Below are 266 nucleotides of genomic sequence, written 5' to 3'. Positions count from 1 at the left end.
TCGACTCTTCACCCCGGTAACCGCCACCAGGCCGACGTTCTGGGCGAAGGCACTTTGCGTGAATGAACCGAAGATCGGCGCGAACATGCTCGACAGCATGTCGGCGCGCAGGCCGTTGCCGAGGCGTTTGGAGTCGACTTTAGTGTCGATGATCTCGCCCACCGCCAGGATGTCCGCCGAGGTTTCCACCAGCGTGACCATCACCACGATGCACATGGAAATGATCGCCGCCACGTGAAAGGTCGGCATGCCGAAATGGAAAGGCG

1 protein-coding gene is annotated in these 266 nt (G+C 60.5%); it reads right to left on the bottom strand.

The window, feature by feature from the left end; genetic code table 11:
• Positions 1–266: solute carrier family 23 protein (locus tag AC0L20_RS41160; protein ID WP_473295854.1), on the bottom strand; the 266-nt coding region annotated here is incomplete at both ends.

Source organism: Bradyrhizobium sp. Kon58, from assembly GCF_055807455.1.
The sequence above is the reverse complement of the archived record's forward strand: the minus strand, read 5'-3'. Positions and strand labels throughout refer to the sequence as shown.